Raw genomic sequence first — 16,837 nt, 5'->3', positions numbered from 1 at the left:
GGGTCCACATCGTCGATGTGGACGGCCCCGAGGTCTGTATGGGGGACGGTCTGTGAGGAGTCAGACGGTGACCGGTTCGGGCACCGGTGCGGTGGTCCGGATCCGTCCGGCGGCCCAGACGGCGGCGGTCGCGGCGGTGCACAGCCCGGCGCCGGCGACGTGCAGCACGACCAGCACGGCAGGCACGTCGGTCCAGAACTGCACGAGTCCGATACATGCCTGGGCGGCGACGAGGGCGAGGACGACCTTCAGTCGGGTCTTGACCGCTTTGGGGGCGTGGAGGGCGTACACGGCGAACGCGAGGCCGACGAGCAGTGCGAGATAGCCGACGAGTGCTTCCGCGTGCAGGTGAACCAGCATCGTGATGTCGAGGTCGAGGCGAGGCACCGGGTTGTCGATGCTCTTGTCACCGGCGTGTGGTCCCGCACCGGTCACCATGGTGCCCAGGACGAGGACGCCCGCCAGCGCGACGGCGGACAGAGCGGTGAGCCAGCGCAACGGCTGGGGCAGCACCTGCACGACGATCCCGTCGTCCGGTTCGCCGACCTTGGCGTAGAGGATCACTGCGAGCCAGACCATCAGCATGGAAGCGAGCATGTGGATCGCCACGGTCCACCACACCAGGCCCGCGAGGACGGTGATTCCGCCGAGGATCGCCTGGACGACCGTGCCGGCGGGCATCAGCCACGCCCACGCGATCACTTCCTTGCGACGGCGCGCCCGGGTCACAGCGAGGACGATCGCCGCCGCGACAGCGACGACCACGAACGTGAGCAGTCTGTTTCCGAACTCGACGACCTGGTGCAGGGTGTGGACGTTGCTCGACACCCCGACCGGGACCAGCGATCCCGGGAAGCACTGCGGCCAGGTGGGGCAGCCGAGCCCGGACGCGGTCACGCGGACCACGGAACCGGTCACTGCGATGCCGCCCTGGGTGAGGATCGTCAGGAACGCGATGATCCGCTGCGCCCGGAGAGACGGCAAGGGGAGACGGTCGACAAGGCTCAGGTAGCCGCGATACAACACGGCCCCGATGCTACGGCGTCGTCCACTACAACGTGTAGTTGGGTGCTGCGCCGATCAGGTGAACCGGAACCATCTCACAGCGGCGGTCCCGCCGATCGCCGTCCACACCACCAGAACGGCGATCGACAGCCAGTCCACGCCGCCCGCCACGGCGGTGTCGAGCGCCAGCGTCAGCGCGCCCGACGGCACGAGGCGCACGACATGCAGCAGCGCGTCCGGAACGACATCGTCGAGCAGCACGATGCTGCCGATTCCGAGGAGCACGAACCAGACGATGTTCGCCAGCGCGAGCACGATCTCGGCCCGCAACGTGCCGCCGAGCAACAGTCCGAGGGTCGCGAACATCACCGTTCCGAGCGCGATCACGACGGCGCCGACGAGCAGTCCCACCGCGGTGGGCCGCCATCCGAGCGCGACGCCGATTCCTCCGAGGAGAACTGATTGCAGCACCACTACGATCCCGACAGCACCGCTTTTACCTGCGATGATGCCCCACTTCGGGAGTGCGGTCGCACCGATTCTTTTCAATGCACCGTATCTGCGGTCGAATCCGACGGCGATCGCTTGCCCGGTGAAGGCGGTCGACATGATCGCCACCATCATCACGGCGGGAAGAACGCGGGCGGCACGGTCCTCACCGAGATCGGCGATCGGCAGCAGGGTGAGACCGATCAGCAGCGTGATGGGGATGAACATCGTCAGCAGCAACTGCTCGCCGTTGCGCAGCAGTAGTTTCAGCTCCATCCGCGTCTGCGCCGCGAGCATCCTCGCCGGCGCATTCGGAGTGGGACGGGGCGTGAAGGTCCCCTCGGCGAATCGATTGTTCGCCAGTCGGTCGTGGGTCACGCTCACCCTCTCAGCTCCCGTCCGGTCAGTTCGAGGAACACGTCCTCGAGGCTGCGCTGGTCCACCCGGATCTCGGTGGCCAGCACACCCAGCTTCTCGCACCACTGCGCTGCCGCGGCGACGACGGACGGTTCGACCGCACCTTCGATCAGGTAGCGGCCGGGGAGTGCTTCGCGGACCCGGCAGGTGCCGGTCAGCGCGGATTGCAGCGGTGCCACGTCGAGAGCGGGCGGGGCCGTCACCCACAACTGGCCCTCCGCGCCGGTGCGCATGACTTCTTCCGGGGTTCCCGCCGCCACGACGCTGCCGTGATCGATGATCACGATTTCGTCGGCGAGTTCTTCGGCTTCGTCCATCAGGTGCGTGGTCAGCAGCACGCTCACGCCGTCGCGGCGCAACGCATCGATCAATTCCCAGACCAGCAGCCGGGCCTGTGCGTCGAGACCGGCTGTGGGCTCGTCGAGGAACACCAGTTCGGGTCGGCCGACCAGGGCGCACGCCAGCGCGAGACGCTGCTGCTGGCCTCCGGACAACCGCCGGTAGGGGGTACGCCGCGCTTCCTCCAGGCCGAGACGATGGAGCAACCAGTCCGGATCGAGGGGATCTGCCGAGTAGGCGGCCACGAGGTCGAGCATCTCGCCCGCACGGGACCCGGGGTAGGCGCCGCCGCCTTGCAGCATCACGCCGATCCGTGGTCGCAGCGCGTCGGAGTCGGCGACCGGATCGAGTCCGAGCACTCGGACGGAGCCCGCATCGGGGGTCACGAACCCCTCGCACATCTCGACGGTGGTCGTCTTCCCGGCGCCGTTCGGGCCGAGCAGGGCGAGCACCTGGGCGCGTTCGACCGTCAGGTCGAGGCGGTCCACCGCGGTGACGCCCCCATAGGTCTTCACAACGCCGTCCAGGCGCACGGCCGGCACTGCGGCGGAGGGAGAACTCGGGGTCACAGGGTTCCAGCCTAGGCGTCGGCGGTTTCCGGCGGGCGCGCCGGTGCGCGCTCCTCACCCCGCCACGGCAGGATGTTGCGCGTCGCGACGATGAGCAGACCCACCACCGCGATGGTGGCGATGGCGGCCTGCACGATGATGAACGGCTGATACTCGCCGCCGTTCGGCATCAGGATCACGCTCACCACCGACGAGAACGCGATCGTGGGAATGCGGAAGATCGGGCGGGTCGCCCACGCGGCCAGGGAAATCACCGCCCAGAGCAGGTACCAGGGCTGCACCACCGGGAACAGGAGCACGATCGCGCCGAGCGAGACGCCGAGCGCGCCGACGGGGTGGATCCGTCCCGTCAGGGTTGCCAGCAGCATCCGCACCGTGATGAACGCGGCGACCACGGCGGCGATGGGGCGCGTGATGGACAACACAGCCGTCGTGTGGTCGCCGAGACCGAGCAGGACCCCGCCGAGCCCCGTGCCCATCCCGAGCAGTGTCGGAATCGACATCCAGCTGCGGACCTCGGTGGCGGTCCCGAGAGTCTGCGTCCATCCCAGGCCCAGGCCGCTGCCCCAGCTGACGACGCCGATCACCAGTACGGCGCCGATCCCGAGCATCACCGCCGTGGTCACAACTGCGCGGACGCCGCCGCCTCGCCTCCGCGCGAGGGCCATGCCCACGAAACCGAGTGCGAGTAGTGAGGGCAACTTGATCATGGCGGAGAGCGCGATGAGCGCGGTACCCGCGGCGATCCAGGCCGTCGCGCGGTTGCGGTACGCGCGGCCGTCCGGGGTGTCGCCGTAGACGCCGCGCAGCGCCAGTTCCACGCCGGTGAGCATGAGGCCGAGCATCAGTGCCTCGTTGTGGACGCCGGCAACCAGGTGGAAGAGCAGCAGCGGGTTCGCGGCGCCGAGCCACAGTGCGCTCACGGACGCGACCCCGCAGCGTCGCGCCAGCCGAGGCAGCGCCCACACGATCAATGCGACCCCGACCAGCGCGAAGAGCCGGTGTACGAAGATTCCGGCGACGATGTTCTCGCCGGTGAGTGCCGCGATCTTCTCGCCGAGCCACAGGAATGCCGGGCCGTAGGGCGCCGAGGTGTCGCGCCAGATGTTGGGCACCGTCCGCGTCAGCACATGGTCGACTCCGAGCGCACCGGCGGGACCGATGGCATACGGATCCAGTCCGCGCGCGGCGATCTCGCTCTGCGCGAGATAGGAATACACGTCCTTGCTGAACATCGGCGGTGCGACGACGAGCGGCACGATCCACAGCAACAGCGTCCGGTCGAGCTGGGAGCGCGTCAGCCGGCGTGGTTGTCCGTCCGGGTCGCGGCGGCCGATGGCGAATCGGCCCAGCAGAAGCCAGGCGAGCACCACAAGCACGATGCCCGTCATCGTCACCGTCAGTGCCGCACTGGGCATCCGTGCGGCCAGGCCGAGTCCGCGGACTCCCTGCACCGGATTCTGCAGGACGGGTTGCGCCCCGGCGCCGAGCGCACCGATCGCCATCAGTACGGCGCCGGTCGCACCGAACAGCCTGATCCGGTGCAGCTGCGTGGTCTCGACCGGATCGAGCCCACGACCCTCGGTCTCGTCGCCGTGCAGCACGACGGAGACGTCGGCCCGGGGACTCGGACGGTCGAGTCCGAGTGCGCGTCGCGTCAGGTCGAGGATGCGCGGCCCGATGCCGGGTCGCCCCGCCGCGACCGGGTTCTCGCTCGGACTGAGGGGTGGGTTCGACGGCACCCGAGCAGCGTAACGGGCGGCGTCCGCGGCACCGGACGGCTCCGGGATCGAAGGGTGAGGAAGGGCACCCTTGGTGGAACAGTTTCCTGAATTCCGTCACACTGGTGTTGTGAAATCATCGACCGCACTCGACGTGCAAGCAGAACGCACAGGTCACGCGCCTGTCGCGCGCGCTGCTGCGACCGGTCGCGATGCACACGAAGGTCAGACCCGCGCCGCGGTGGTGAAGCTTCTCGTCGAACACGGACCCATCACCGCACCCGAAATCGGGGAGCGACTCGGACTCAGCGCGGCAGGCGTGCGTCGCCACCTCGACGCCCTGATCGAATCGGGTGAAGCCGAGGCCGCCGCACCGTCACGCCGGCAGGGCCGCGGCAGGGGCAGACCCGCGCGACGCTTCCAGCTCACGGCCGTCGGCCGTGCGCGGCTCGGCCACTCCTACGACGATCTTGCCACTGCCGCCATGCGCCACCTGCGTGAGATCGGCGGCGAAGCCGCAATCGAGGACTTCGCGCGCCGGCGCGTCCAGTCGATCCTCAGCGGGATCGACCCCGCCGGTCAGGACGTGGAAGAAACCGCCGAAGAGATCGCCGGAGCCTTCTCCGCATCGGGATTCGCGGCGTCCACCCGCCGGGTCGGCCCGGGCGTACAGATCTGCCAGCACCATTGCCCCGTGTCCCACGTGGCCGAGCAGTTCCCGGAACTGTGCGAAGCGGAAGAGGAGGCGTTCGTGGAGATCCTCGGAACCCACGTGCAGCGGCTCGCGACCATCGCCAACGGCGACGCGTTCTGCACCACCCACGTGCCGGTCCTCCCGGCCAAGGAGCCGCCGAGCTCTTGACGCCTGCAGGAACCACCCCCGACTTCGTGAACTACCCGATGACAGTCGGCGCGCAGCCCACGCCGACCACACCACAGACTCCGGAAGGAGCTCGCATGACCGTCACCTCGGACCAGACGTCCACCGGCGCACCGCTGACGCAAGAAGAGACGATCGATTCTCTCGGTCACTACCAGTTCGGCTGGTCGGACCCCGACGCCGCAGGCGCTGCAGCGCAACGAGGCCTGTCCGAGCACGTCGTGCGGGACATCTCGGCCAAGAAGAGCGAGCCCGAGTGGATGCTCGACATTCGCCTCAAGGCACTGCGCACCTTCGACAAGAAGCCGATGCCGGGCTGGGGGTCGGATCTCGACGGGATCGACTTCGACAACATCAAGTACTTCGTGCGCTCGACCGAGAAGCAGGCCGCGAGCTGGGACGAGTTGCCCGCGGACATCAAGAACACCTACGACAAGCTGGGCATCCCCGAGGCCGAGAAGCAGCGGCTGATCTCCGGTGTCGCAGCCCAGTACGAGTCCGAGGTCGTCTATCACCAGATCCGTGAGGACCTCGAACAGCAGGGCGTCATCTTCCTCGACACCGACTCCGGTCTGCGCGAGCACCCCGAGCTGTTCCGCGAGTACTTCGGCACGGTGATCCCGGCCGGTGACAACAAGTTCTCGGCGCTCAACACCGCGGTGTGGTCGGGCGGCTCGTTCATCTACGTTCCGCCGGGTGTGCACGTCGACATCCCGCTCCAGGCGTACTTCCGGATCAACACCGAGAACATGGGTCAGTTCGAGCGGACCCTGATCATCGTCGACGAGGGTGCCTCCGTGCACTACGTCGAGGGCTGCACCGCGCCGATCTACAAGTCCGACTCGCTGCACTCCGCCGTGGTCGAGATCATCGTCAAGAAGGGCGGCCACTGCCGCTACACGACGATCCAGAACTGGTCGAACAACGTCTACAACCTGGTGACCAAGCGCACCAAGGTCGAGGCCGGCGGCTCGATGGAATGGATCGACGGCAACATCGGTTCCAAGGTGACGATGAAGTACCCGGCAGTGTGGATGATGGGCGAGCACGCCCGCGGTGAGGTGCTCTCCGTGGCGTTCGCCGGTGAGGGCCAGCACCAGGACACGGGCGCGAAGATGCTGCACCTGGCTCCGCACACGTCGTCGACCATCGTGTCGAAGTCGGTGGCCCGCGGTGGCGGACGCGCGTCGTACCGCGGTCTCGTGCAGGTCAACAAGGGCGCCTACGGGTCCAAGTCGACCGTCAAGTGCGACGCACTGCTCGTCGACCAGATCAGCCGCTCGGACACCTACCCGTACGTGGACATCCGCGAGGACGACGTGACCATGGGTCACGAGGCCACCGTGTCCAAGGTGAGCGACGACCAGCTGTTCTACCTCATGAGCCGCGGCCTCAACGAGGACGAGGCGATGGCGATGGTGGTTCGCGGATTCGTCGAGCCCATCGCGAAGGAGCTGCCGATGGAGTACGCCCTCGAGCTCAACCGACTGATCGAACTGCAGATGGAAGGGGCAGTCGGCTAAATGACTGCGGAAGCGAAGAACATTCCCACCACCGGTGCGCCGACAGGCGCCACCGGTGTCCAGGACGCGGTGCGCGGCGAGAACCGCGCCCCGTCCGGCAAGCCGGCAACCAACAAGGGTGAGGTGTTCACGTCGTTCGACGTGAACGCTTTCGAAGTTCCCTCCGGACGCGACGAGATCTGGCGCTTCACGCCGCTGCGCCGCCTGCGCGGACTGCACGACGGCAGTGCCGTCGCCGACGGCACCGCCACCGTCGAGGTCGCTCCCGTCGACGGCGTCCGGATCGAGACCGTGGGCCGCGACGACGCACGACTCGGCCAGGGCGGTGTCCCGTTCGACCGCGTCGCCGCACAGGCGTACTCATCGTTCGAGTCCGCGACCGTCGTCACCGTCGGCCGCGAAACCGAGATCGCCGATCCCGTCGTCGTCACGGTCACCGGGCCGGGCGAGGGCAAGGTCGCCTACGGGCACCTGCAGGTCCGCCTCGAGGCGTTCGCCCGGGCCACCGTGGTCGTGGACCAGCGGGGGAGCGGCACGTACGCCGAGAACGTCGAGTTCATCGTCGGCGACAGCGCGCAGCTCAAGGTCGTCGCGGTGCAGGACTGGGCCGACGACGCCGTCCATGTCGCCGCGCATCACGCACGGCTGGGCCGCGACGCCGTGCTGCGTCACTTCACCGTCGCGCTCGGCGGTGATCTGGTCCGCGTCTCCGCGACCACCAAGTACGACGGGCCCGGCGGCGACGCCGAGTTGCTCGGACTCTACTTCGCGGATGCCGGACAGCACCTCGAACAGCGTCTGCTCGTCGACCACTCGCAGCCCAACTGCAAGTCGAACGTGGTCTACAAGGGCGCTCTGCAGGGCGATCCCGGTTCGGGAAAGCCGGACGCGCACACCGTGTGGATCGGCGACGTGCTCATCCGTGCCGCGGCCGAAGGCACCGACACGTTCGAGCTCAACCGCAATCTCGTGCTCACCGACGGTGCCCGCGCAGATTCGGTGCCCAACCTCGAGATCGAGACAGGCGAGATCGTCGGTGCCGGCCACGCCTCCGCGACCGGCCGTTTCGACGACGAGCAGCTGTTTTACCTGCGGTCGCGCGGTATCCCGGAAGATCAGGCGCGCCGCCTCGTCGTGCGCGGCTTCTTCCACGAGCTGCTCGAGCGGATCACGGTGCCCGAGATTCGCGAGCGTCTCGAGGCCGCCATCGAAGCAGAGCTCGAGGCAGTCGGCGTCTGACCGGCTCCGCACGACCCGTAACCCCGATACTTCTTCTTTAAGGAACCACTGATCGATGTCCACACCTGAGAACGTCCTCGAGATCAAGGACCTGCACGTTCGCGTCGCCCAGACCGATGCGAACGCCGAGCCCATCGACATCCTCAAGGGCGTCGACCTCACCGTCCGCTCCGGCGAGACGCACGCCATCATGGGGCCCAACGGCTCCGGCAAGTCCACCCTGTCGTACGCGATCGCCGGGCACCCCAAGTACGAGGTGACCTCCGGCAGCATCACCCTCAACGGTGAAGACGTGCTGGCGATGACCGTCGACGAGCGTGCCCGCGCCGGACTGTTCCTCGCGATGCAGTACCCCGTCGAGGTCCCCGGCGTCTCGATGTCGAACTTCCTGCGCACCGCCGTGACGGCGGCCCGGGGCGAGGCTCCCAAGCTCCGTCACTGGATCAAGGAAGTGAATGGAGCGATGACCGAACTCGACATCGACCCCGCTTTCGGTGAGCGCAGCGTCAACGAAGGTTTCTCCGGCGGCGAAAAGAAGCGCCACGAGATTCTCCAGCTCGGACTCATCAAGCCGCGCATCGCGATCCTCGACGAGACCGACTCCGGCCTCGACGTGGACGCCCTGCGTGTGGTGTCCGAAGGCGTGAACCGCTACCAGGAACGTGAGCACGGCGGCGTTCTGCTGATCACCCACTACACCCGGATCCTGCGGTACATCAAGCCGCAGTTCGTCCATGTGTTCGTCGGTGGCCGCATCGTCCAGTCCGGTGGCCCCGAACTCGCCGACGAACTCGAGACCAACGGCTACGAGCGCTTCACCCACGCTGCAGCCGCAGACACACAGGGAGCGTGATCGGATGACGGTGCCGGTGCGGACGCTCGACGTCGCCCGGATCAGGGCCGACTTCCCGATCCTCGGGCGGACGGTGCGCGACGACAAGCCACTGGTCTACCTCGACTCGGGTGCGACGTCGCAGCGGCCCGTCCAGGTCCTCGACGCCGAACGTGAGTTCCTCACGACCTGCAACGCCGCGGTCCACCGAGGCGCGCACGCGTTGTCGGAGGAAGCGACGGACGCCTACGAAGGTGCCCGCGCCGTCATCGCCGGCTTCGTCGGTGTCGACGCCGACGAGGTGGTGTTCACCAAGAACGCCACCGAGGCGCTCAACCTGGTGGCGTACGCCTTCGCCGACGATCGTTTCCCGCATGCGCTCGGCCCCGGTGACGAGATCGTGGTCACCGAGCTCGAGCATCATGCGAACCTCGTGCCCTGGCAGGAACTCGCGCGGCGTACCGGCGCGACGTTGCGCTGGTACGGCGTCACGGACGAGGGCCGGATCGACCTCGACTCGCTCGAGCTCACCGACGCCGTCAAGGTGGTGGCGTTCTCGCATCAGTCCAACGTCACCGGCGCCGTCGCACCCGTCGAGGAGATCGTCCGGCGGGCACGGACGGTCGGAGCGCTCGTCGTGCTCGACGCCTGCCAGTCGGTGCCGCACGCGGCGGTGGACTTCCGGGAACTCGGCGTCGACTTCGCCGCGTTCTCCGGGCACAAGATGCTCGGCCCGTCCGGGATCGGCGTGCTGTACGGCCGCCGCGACCTGCTCGCCGACGTTCCGCCGTTCATCACCGGTGGCTCGATGATCGAGACGGTCACCATGGACGCCACCACGTTCGCGGCACCCCCGCAGCGATTCGAGGCCGGCTCGCCCATGTCGTCGCAGGCCGTCGGGCTCGGTGCCGCAGTGCGGTACCTGCAGGACATCGGCATGGACGCGGTGGCAGCCCACGAGCACGAGTTGACCGCCGCGGCGCTCACCGAACTCGGTGACATCGCCGGCGTGCGCATCATCGGGCCCACCACCGCCGAGCAGCGTGGCGGCGCAGTGTCGTTCGTCGTCGACGGCATCCACGCCCACGATCTCGGGCAGATCCTCGACGACGAGGGCGTGGAGATCCGGGTGGGTCACCACTGCGCGTGGCCGTTGCACCGCCGCTTCGGGGTCGCGGCGACCGCTCGCGCGTCGTTCGCGGTGTACAACACGCTCGACGAGGTTCGGGCGCTCGGCGCAGCCGTGCGGCGCGCCCAGGAATTCTTCGGGGAGCGTGGCTGATGCGGATGGAGCAGATGTACCAGGAGGTCATCCTGGACCATTACAAGCGCCCGCACCACCGCGGGTTGCGAGAGCCGTACGGCGCAGAGGTGCACCACGTCAATCCGACGTGCGGCGACGAGGTGACACTGCGCGTGCATCTCGACGGCGGTGCTGTGGCCGACGTGTCGTACGACGGTCAGGGCTGTTCCATCAGCCAGGCCGCCACCTCGGTTCTCACCGATCAGGTGATCGGGATGCCCGTCGCCGACGCACTCGCGACGGTCGACAGCTTCGTCGAGATGGTGGGTAGCCGAGGCACCGTCGAAGGTGACGAGGACGTGCTCGGTGACGGCATAGCCTTCGCCGGTGTGTCGAAGTACCCGGCACGCGTCAAGTGCGCACTGCTGGGCTGGATGGCTTTCAAGGACGCCGTCGCGCAGATCGTGGACCGGAGCAGCGACGCTGCCGGCCTCGGGACCGGCGACGCCGACACCGTTTCGAGCGGAGGACAGAACCGATGACAGAACCCGCCCCCGGCACCTCGAACCCCGAGAGCGCCACAACACCCGCATCCGACGACACCAGCGGAGACACCACGACGCTGGTCGCCGACACGGTGCCACCGCTGGATCCGGTCCGGCTCGACGAGCTCGAAGAGGCGATGCGCGATGTCGTCGACCCGGAACTCGGCATCAACGTGGTCGACCTCGGGCTGGTGTACGGCATCTCCGAGTCCGAAGACGCCGTCACGGTCGACATGACTCTCACCTCGGCCGCGTGCCCGCTCACCGATGTGATCGAGGACCAGGCACGCAATGCGCTCGTGCGCAGCGGCCTGTGCCCCGACCTCCGCATCAACTGGGTGTGGATGCCGCCGTGGGGCCCCGACAAGATCACCGATGACGGTCGCGAGCAGCTGCGCGCGCTCGGCTTCACCGTGTGACAGTTGCGGATCTTCGTGACCGACACGGATATCCGAGCAGACGAGGACGGCGGTAGCGTCCCGCCCGGACCGGGCGGGGCCGTCGAGCCCGGACCGGGCGGGGCCGTCGAGCCCGGACCGGGCGGGGCCGTCGAGCCCGGACCGGGCGCCGAGGTAGCCGCCGATCCCGTCGTCGCGCTCGAGCACGAGATGATCGCGGTGGTACGGCGTTTCCGAAGGCTGATCGCCGAGCGGGCCCGCGCGGTGCACCCGAAGCTGGACCCGGTCTGCTACCCGATGTTGCTGATGCTGCGCCGTGCCGACGCGGTCGCGATGTCGGATCTGCTCGCAGAGTTGGCGATCGAGAAATCGACGCTCACCCGCCGCATCGACAGCGCTGCACGCCTCGGGCTGGTCGAACGCATCCCCGACCCGGACGACGCGCGTGCCCGCCTGGTGGCACTCGACCCGGACTGCCGACGCAAACTCGACGAGATCCTGGGCGACGAGACCGAACTGTGGCGTCAGCGGCTGTCGGGGTGGGAGACCGCGGACATTCGCGAACTCACCGTCCTGCTGCACCGCCTCGGGGAGTCCATGGACTGAACCGACGAGGGCGGCCGTCGCAGGACCCGCGGCGTCACGCGCCTTTGCGTTCGCTGCTCTTCTTCGCCGGGGACTTCTTGGCGGCAGTCTTCTTCGCCGGTGTTTTCTTTGCGGTCGTCTTCTTCGCCGCAGACCCGTCGCTCGACGAGTCCTTGCCGCCGGCGTTCTTGGCCGGTGTTTTCTTGGCTGCTGTCTTCTTCGCGGTGGTCTTCTTCGCAGAGGACGACCCGGACGACTTTTCCTCCGACGCCCTACCGGACGTGCGACCGGACCCCGTGCCCGCGGCCTCGACGCTGCGCTGGAGCGCGGCAACAAGATCGAGCACTTCGGCGTCCTCACCGCCGGAGTCCGGCTCGGCGACCTGGAACACTTTCTCGCCGCCACGCGCGAGGGCGTCGTCGATCAGGGCCCGCAGTTCGACCTGGTATTCGTCGGTGAACTCGGTGGGATCGAAATCGCCCGACATCGACTCGACGAGTGTCTCCGCCATCGCCAGTTCTCGCGGCTTCGGTTTCTCGACCCCGTCGAGCGACGGGAACTCGGCGGCGCGGACCTCGTCCGGCCACAGGAGCGTCTGCAACACCAGCAGTCCGTCCCGGTTGCGCAGCGCGGCGAGTCGGGTGCGCTGCCGCAGGGTGAAATGCACCAGCGCGATCCGGTCGCTCTGGTCGAGGGTCGCGGCCAGCAGGGCATACGCCTTCGGCGACGTGGAATCCGGTTCGAGATAGTACGACTTCTCGAAGAGCATCGGGTCGATCTGCTCGGACGGCACGAATTCCAGCACCGGGATCTCGTGTTTCTCCGCTGCGGGCAGCTTCTCGAAGTCCTCGTCGGTCAGGACGACCCGCTCACCGTTGTCGGAGTCGTACGCCTTGTCGATCTCCTGGAACGGGACTACTTCCCCGCATTCGGAACACACACGCTGGTACTTGATGCGTCCGCCGTCCTTGGCGTGCACCTGGTGGAACTTGATGTCGTGGGACTCGGTTGCCGAATACACTTTGACCGGCACGTTGACGAGGCCGAACGCGATGGCACCTTTCCAAATCGACCGCATCTCTCCATCATGATCGACGATCCGGACATGCGCTGAAAAGAAGCCGAAATCGGTCCGGGTGTCGCAGAGACGTGCGTCACCACGCCGAGCGCAGAACAGCGCCGCGCAGGGGTCCCGGCAGACGTCGGAAGAGCGTCCACATCGTGCCGGCGACGGCCGTGAGATCGGTGCGGCCGGAGAGGTAGGCCCGCTGTTGCTCGGTGGGCAGACCGAAGAACTCGTCGAAGAAGGCTGCGGCGGACTGCGCGTCGAGCCGGAGCAGCACACGAAGCCCCAGGCCACGCAGCGCGGCGACACCACGGGCGGACGCCGGCCACAGCACCTGCCGCGGATCGGACCCGGCGAGCACGGAGGCGACGAGGGCGTCCGCCGTGGAGAGGGCCGTCGCGACGGCATAGCCGGTCGCGGGGTGCATGAGTCCGCCCCGCGCGCCGAATCCGACCACCCCGCGCTCGCTACGGATGCCTTCCACAGCGAACCGCACCTTCTCGGTCCGTTCCGGGTCCCCGGTCGCGATGCCCCGCGCCGCCAGCCGGACGTCGAGTCGTCGCTGCAACTCCGGGAGCGTCAGAGGCGGCCGCCCCACCAGGCAGGTTTCCTCGAGGAGGGCGAGCCCGCCGCCCAGCGGCATCGCGTACAGGAACGACGGGACATCGGAGGAGTCGGTGCCGTTGTCGCGCCGCCAATCCATGAACCAGGCCTGCTGCCCTTCCAGGGCGGATGCGGCGGTGGCGTCGTCGAGCACCCGCCCGAAGGCGGTTTGCGCGGCGCGATCCGGGCCTGCGGGCACCCCCCGCGCGTCGATCACGTACCGGGCGCGAATCCGGTCGCCGGTGCTCAGGACCGCGCTGTGCGCGTCGATCGTGTCCACCCGCCCGCGCACCACGGACACCTCCTCGAGATCGAGGCAGTCCTGGAGCCGGGCTGTGTCGAGGATCCGGTACGGCCGGGTCAACTCGTGGAGCGTCGAGGCCCATACCGCAGGGGTGGCGACCTCCGCCGCGGTGACGCGCTCCGGCAGCCACGACGGGAGTTCGTCCCGCCACGCCCCGTATGTCGCCGTCCACCGCCGCGACGGTTGGGGATCCACGGCGATCACGTCGAGACCGGCGCGGGCGGCGCGGGCGGCGACTGCCCGCCCCGCGGGACCGAGTCCGGCGACCAGCACGTCGGTGGGGGAGGAGACAGGCACGACCACAGAGTAGGCGGGCGCCGGCGCAGTCTGCCGAAGCGCGCCCGGACGCGGCATCCGCAGCGGCGTTCGCGCGTGCGTAGTAGTGCATCTCACGGCTGGGAACGCGGACGAACAGGGTAAACTGGGTAGTTCGTGTGCCCCGCCTCGCGGTTCATGGCACCCACCCCGTCGTCGTCTAGGAGTTCTTGCCTGTGATCACCGCTACCGATCTCGAAGTCCGCGCAGGTGTGCGGACCCTGCTCTCCGCGCCCGGGTCGGCGCTGCGGGTGCAGGCCGGCGATCGGATCGGTCTGGTGGGGCGCAACGGCGCGGGCAAGACCACCACGCTGCGGATCCTCGCGGGCGAAGGCGAGCCGTATGCCGGCACCGTGATCCGATCCGGGGAAGTGGGTTACCTCCCGCAGGACCCCAAGGAGGGCAACCTCGACGTCCTCGCGAAGGACCGGGTGCTGTCCGCTCGAGGACTCGACGAACTGTTGCGGGGCATGGAGAAGCAACAGGCACTGATGGCGGAATCGGTCGACGAGAAGATCCGCGACCGTGCCGTCCGGAAGTACGGATCTCTCGAGGAACGCTTCTCGACGCTCGGCGGATACGTGGCCGAGTCGGAGGCGGCCCGCATCTGCAACAGCCTCGGATTGCCCGACCGCGTCCTCGGCCAGGCCCTGCACACGCTCTCCGGTGGCCAGCGCCGCCGCGTGGAACTCGCGCGCATCCTGTTCGCGGCGTCCGACGGCTCGGGCGGCAAGTCGAACACGACCCTGCTGCTGGACGAGCCGACGAACCACCTCGACGCCGACTCCATCACCTGGTTGCGAGGCTTCCTGCAGAGCCACGACGGCGGCCTGATCGTGATCAGCCACGACGTGGATCTGCTCGCCGATGTCGTCAACAAAGTCTGGTTCCTCGACGCGGTGCGCGGCGAAGCCGACATCTACAACATGGATTGGAAGAAGTACCTCGACGCCCGCGCTACCGATGAACAGCGTCGGCGCCGGGAGCGCGCCAACGCGGAGAAGAAGGCGTCGGCCCTGCACAAGCAGGCTGCCAAGCTCGGAGCGAAGGCCACCAAGGCCACCGCCGCGCAGAACATGGCCAAGCGCGCCGACAAGCTTCTCAACGATCTCGACGACGTGCGGGTCGCGGACAAGGTCGCGAAGATCCGGTTCCCCACGCCTGCCGCGTGCGGCAAGACCCCGCTCATGGCGAAGAACCTGACCAAGGTCTATGGGTCGCTCGAGATCTTCACGGGTGTCGACCTCGCCATCGACCGGGGCACCCGCGTGGTGATCCTCGGTCTCAACGGCGCCGGTAAGACCACGCTTCTGCGTCTGCTCGCCGGGACGGAGAAGCCCGATCTCGGCGAACTCGTGCCGGGTCACGGGCTCAAGGTGGGTTACTTCGCTCAGGAGCACGACACGATCGACGACTCGGCGTCGGTGTGGGAGAACATCCGCCACGCCGCGCCCGACGCGGGTGAACAGGATCTGCGCGGTCTGCTCGGTGCGTTCATGTTCACCGGGCCGCAACTCGATCAGCCGGCCGGCACGCTGTCCGGCGGCGAGAAGACCCGGCTTGCGCTTGCGGGTCTGGTGTCGTCGGCAGCGAACGTGCTGCTCCTCGACGAGCCGACCAACAACCTCGACCCCGTCTCCCGTGAGCAGGTGCTCGACGCGCTCCGCAGCTACGAGGGGGCGGTCGTGCTCGTGACACACGATCCCGGCGCGGCCGAGGCTCTCAACCCGGAACGGGTCATCATGCTGCCGGACGGCACCGAGGATCACTGGTCCCAGGACTACCTGGAGCTCATCCAGCTCGCATGATCCGATCCGATCCGCTTCGGTGATCGTTTCGGTCCTTTAGCCTTGAACCAGGACCTTTGTCGAGGTGCCGGGAGGAACCGATGGTGCGAAATCCCGATCGTGGCCAGACGACGTTCGCGAAGGGAACCCGGATCACCGGGGATTCGCGGGACCGATTGCAAGCGGAACTCAAACGCCGCTACGAGGCAGGTGCAAGCATTCGCACCCTCGCCCACGAAACCGGACGTTCCTACGGTTTCGTCCACAACGTGCTGGTGGAGTCGGATGTCCAGCTTCGCGGGCGAGGTGGGCCGAATCGCCGCAGGGCAACAGCCGACAAGAGCGCGTGACGGACGTCGCCGGGATCAGTCCCGGCGACGCACCGATTCTTCGACGAGGTCGAGGACCGCGCACAGTTCCTTTTCGGCATGCCCGGAGGCGAGGCGGGCGATGAGCCCGTCGAGCACCAGGTCCAGGTAGCCCACCAGAACCTCGGTGGGCACGTCGTCGCGCAGGCGACCGGCTTCGCGCTGCCGTTCCAGACGCCCGACGGTCGCAGCGGTCAGTTCCGCGGAGTGCTGGGTCCACTCCTTGGCGAACTCCGGATCGGTCCGCAGGCGCCGCGTGATCTCGAGCCGGGTACCGAGCCAGTCGAACTGGTCGGGCGAGGACAGCATGTCGCGCATGACCTGCACCAGGCCTTCGTTGGCGGCCACGTCGGCCATCCGCTTGGCGTCCTCCTGCGCAAGCGCGAGGAACAACCCGTCCTTGTCTTTGAAATGGTGGAAGATTGCGCCGCGGGAGAGACCCGTGGCCTCCTCGAGGCGGCGCACGGTGGCGCCGTCGTAGCCGTATTCGGCGAAGCAACGCCGGGCGCCGTCGAGGATCTGACTTCGGCGCGCGGCGAGGTGGTGCTCACTGACCTTGGGCACCGCGACCGTCCTTTCCCGATGTGGACGGCGGGCCCGAGACGAGAC

General features: G+C 68.1%; 17 protein-coding genes. 10 read left to right on the top strand and 7 right to left on the bottom strand.

Annotation, left to right across the window (positions count from 1 at the left end):
* Positions 1-60: 60 nt before the first annotated feature.
* Genes ACFWBU_RS20260 through mptB form a run of 4 tightly spaced genes read right to left on the bottom strand, consistent with a single transcriptional unit; the run spans position 61 to position 4,501 of the window.
* Positions 61-1,026, bottom strand: a complete 966-nt coding sequence (locus tag ACFWBU_RS20260) for a heme A synthase (protein ID WP_378529073.1) — start codon at positions 1,024-1,026, stop codon at positions 61-63.
* A 54-nt stretch (positions 1,027-1,080) separates the two neighbouring features.
* Positions 1,081-1,878, bottom strand: a complete 798-nt coding sequence (locus tag ACFWBU_RS20255; protein ID WP_378529072.1) for an ABC transporter permease — start codon at positions 1,876-1,878, stop codon at positions 1,081-1,083.
* Positions 1,875-2,819 carry an ABC transporter ATP-binding protein gene (locus ACFWBU_RS20250; RefSeq protein WP_169621885.1) on the bottom strand — a complete coding sequence of 315 codons (945 nt, stop codon included), beginning with the start codon at positions 2,817-2,819 and terminating at the stop codon, positions 1,875-1,877. The genes ACFWBU_RS20255 and ACFWBU_RS20250 overlap by 4 nt, the downstream gene beginning before the upstream one ends.
* An 11-nt stretch (positions 2,820-2,830) precedes the next feature.
* Positions 2,831-4,501: a polyprenol phosphomannose-dependent alpha 1,6 mannosyltransferase MptB gene (mptB, locus tag ACFWBU_RS20245; RefSeq protein ID WP_378529074.1), complete on the bottom strand. Its 1,671-nt coding sequence runs from the start codon at positions 4,499-4,501 to the stop codon at positions 2,831-2,833.
* Positions 4,502-4,670: 169 nt separating this feature from the next.
* Between mptB and ACFWBU_RS20240 the strand changes: the two genes are divergently transcribed.
* The 8 genes from ACFWBU_RS20240 (at position 4,671) to ACFWBU_RS20205 (ending at position 11,806) form a co-directional block, all read left to right on the top strand.
* Entirely contained in the window at positions 4,671-5,402 is a 732-nt protein-coding gene (locus tag ACFWBU_RS20240; RefSeq protein ID WP_378529071.1) for a helix-turn-helix transcriptional regulator, read from the top strand.
* Positions 5,403-5,497: 95 nt separating this feature from the next.
* Entirely contained in the window at positions 5,498-6,943 is a 1,446-nt protein-coding gene (gene sufB, locus ACFWBU_RS20235) for a Fe-S cluster assembly protein SufB (protein WP_169621888.1), read from the top strand.
* Positions 6,944-8,182, top strand: coding sequence for a Fe-S cluster assembly protein SufD (sufD, locus tag ACFWBU_RS20230; protein ID WP_169621889.1), 1,239 nt, complete (start codon positions 6,944-6,946; stop codon positions 8,180-8,182).
* Between the two features lie 55 nt (positions 8,183-8,237).
* The gene (gene sufC / locus ACFWBU_RS20225; protein ID WP_378529070.1) at positions 8,238-9,035 is read left to right on the top strand and encodes a Fe-S cluster assembly ATPase SufC; all 798 of its coding nucleotides are present in this window, start codon (positions 8,238-8,240) and stop codon (positions 9,033-9,035) included.
* Positions 9,036-9,039: 4 nt separating this feature from the next.
* Positions 9,040-10,296, top strand: a complete 1,257-nt coding sequence (locus ACFWBU_RS20220) for a cysteine desulfurase (RefSeq protein ID WP_169621891.1) — start codon at positions 9,040-9,042, stop codon at positions 10,294-10,296.
* Entirely contained in the window at positions 10,296-10,799 is a 504-nt protein-coding gene (gene sufU, locus ACFWBU_RS20215; RefSeq protein WP_169621892.1) for a Fe-S cluster assembly sulfur transfer protein SufU, read from the top strand. Before ACFWBU_RS20220 ends, sufU begins: the two co-directional genes overlap by 1 nt.
* Positions 10,796-11,221, top strand: coding sequence for a metal-sulfur cluster assembly factor (locus ACFWBU_RS20210; protein WP_169621893.1), 426 nt, complete (start codon positions 10,796-10,798; stop codon positions 11,219-11,221). Before sufU ends, ACFWBU_RS20210 begins: the two co-directional genes overlap by 4 nt.
* A 15-nt stretch (positions 11,222-11,236) precedes the next feature.
* Positions 11,237-11,806: a MarR family winged helix-turn-helix transcriptional regulator gene (locus ACFWBU_RS20205; protein ID WP_346765168.1), complete on the top strand. Its 570-nt coding sequence runs from the start codon at positions 11,237-11,239 to the stop codon at positions 11,804-11,806.
* A gap of 34 nt (positions 11,807-11,840) precedes the next feature.
* Here the strand turns inward: ACFWBU_RS20205 and ACFWBU_RS20200 are convergent, their stop codons facing one another.
* Positions 11,841-12,863, bottom strand: a complete 1,023-nt coding sequence (locus ACFWBU_RS20200; RefSeq protein WP_169621894.1) for a Ku protein — start codon at positions 12,861-12,863, stop codon at positions 11,841-11,843.
* Between the two features lie 76 nt (positions 12,864-12,939).
* Positions 12,940-14,055 carry a lycopene cyclase family protein gene (locus tag ACFWBU_RS20195; protein ID WP_346765334.1) on the bottom strand — a complete coding sequence of 372 codons (1,116 nt, stop codon included), beginning with the start codon at positions 14,053-14,055 and terminating at the stop codon, positions 12,940-12,942.
* 194 nt (positions 14,056-14,249) lie between these two features.
* On the opposite strand from ACFWBU_RS20195, the gene ACFWBU_RS20190 reads away from it, so the two are divergent.
* Both ACFWBU_RS20190 and ACFWBU_RS20185 read left to right on the top strand, forming a co-directional pair.
* Positions 14,250-15,881, top strand: a complete 1,632-nt coding sequence (locus ACFWBU_RS20190; protein WP_169621896.1) for an ABC-F family ATP-binding cassette domain-containing protein — start codon at positions 14,250-14,252, stop codon at positions 15,879-15,881.
* Between the two features lie 80 nt (positions 15,882-15,961).
* Positions 15,962-16,210 (top strand): helix-turn-helix domain-containing protein, encoded by a 249-nt coding sequence (locus tag ACFWBU_RS20185; protein WP_169621897.1) that lies wholly within the window; start codon positions 15,962-15,964, stop codon positions 16,208-16,210.
* A 15-nt stretch (positions 16,211-16,225) separates the two neighbouring features.
* Here ACFWBU_RS20185 and ACFWBU_RS20180 read toward each other — a convergent pair whose 3' ends face one another.
* Positions 16,226-16,792 carry a TetR/AcrR family transcriptional regulator gene (locus ACFWBU_RS20180; protein WP_169621898.1) on the bottom strand — a complete coding sequence of 189 codons (567 nt, stop codon included), beginning with the start codon at positions 16,790-16,792 and terminating at the stop codon, positions 16,226-16,228.
* Positions 16,793-16,837 lie beyond the last annotated feature (45 nt).

The sequence above is a fragment of the Rhodococcus sp. NPDC060084 genome (genome assembly GCF_042730335.1).
Taxonomy (GTDB): domain Bacteria; phylum Actinomycetota; class Actinomycetes; order Mycobacteriales; family Mycobacteriaceae; genus Rhodococcus.
This window is presented reverse-complemented; position numbering and strand designations above follow the sequence as displayed.